The 1,295-nt window shown below is 53.4% G+C and carries 1 protein-coding gene; it reads left to right on the plus strand.

The features are described 5' to 3' along the window. Window positions 1-962: 962 nt before the first annotated feature. The coding region (locus C7H09_RS07950; protein ID WP_206074286.1) for a site-specific integrase at window positions 963-1,295 on the plus strand (333 nt) is incomplete at its 3' end.

Consider the following 1,295-nt stretch of genomic DNA (forward strand, 5'->3'; position numbering starts at 1 on the left):
GCCAAGCTTAGCGGCGCCACGTCAGTGGCGTCCGGTGGACGGCCCTCGGGCCGGGAACGTACTACAGCGACTGGTTAGTTGGGGGCATCAATGAAGCCCGATCCCTGGCAACCAACATCGTAGCCTACGCCGCAGCCCTTGCACCAAAACCCGCTGATGCTATGTGCATAAAATCACCGCCAATAATGCGGTGAATGAACCTGAACATCAGAGTAGCAAGTAAGCAAGGAACCGTTTATCGACGGACAACCCCACAACCGAGACACTCAATTTAGAACCAGCTCCGCTGACCGTTTGAGCTACCAACAAGACGACAAATTTGCGGGCCTTGGCTGCGCAGCTATTCTGCCGGTTTTGCTGCCAACTTTCGGCCAAGGCCATTAGCACACGGCCACTCAAAGGTACGAAGCACTACCAACTAACGCATTGCTCTGCGGCACCAAACAGTTGGCAACTTTTTTGCCAGCGTAGCGACGCCAAAAAGGTGCCAACTGTTTGGTGTCCGTAGCAGCTACTTGTTAGCCGGGGAACCCATGAACTATACCGAAACCGGGTTAGCCGTGAAGTCTCCCGAAGCTAACGATTAAAATAAAAAACTACCCACACCTTAACGAATTTTGGTTGAGGAAACCACCTTTAAAATGGCTTCGCTTCTGTGCCTGTGGCTTCTCTAGTGGCAGCGGAACAAAAGCTTTGACGTGCCGCATTACAAGAAAGTTTACTACCGGAAGAGCAGAAAAACACGACAAATCTACCGCTAGTAATGCCCTATCCAAAACACAAAGAACCAAGGCTGACTCGGTTAACGCCGGCCATAAACGGCGCCCTGACAAGGGCGTCCGGCGACCGTAGGGAGCGAATTTGATGGCTTTGTTGAACGAAGCCGCTACGCGGCAGAGGCGCAAATCGTCTGTACTTTCCTGACCCCTTCTATTTCGGAAGGGCCTGTCAGGAGACGCGTCATGAACACCCACGACCACGCTCGTTTTCAAGTTCTGCATCAACGCTACCATAACGAACTCACCCTGCGGGGCAAAAGCGCCAAGACCATCGACCTCTACACCCGCTGCCTGCGACAGGTGAGCGACCATTTCGATACCTGTCCCGACCAGCTTAGCACCCAGCAGCTCCAGCAGTATTTCATTCACCTGGTCGAGCATCGCTCCTGGAGCCTGGTCAAAATTGCCCGCAATGCTATGCAGCGTTTCTATCAGTATGTCCTCGACAAACCCTGGGAGTATGTTCCCATCGTCAAGCCGCCCAAGGTTCAGACCCTGCAGGATGTACTCTCCCTG

It is taken from the genome of Marinobacter fuscus, from assembly GCF_003007675.1.
Classification (GTDB): domain Bacteria; phylum Pseudomonadota; class Gammaproteobacteria; order Pseudomonadales; family Oleiphilaceae; genus Marinobacter; species Marinobacter fuscus.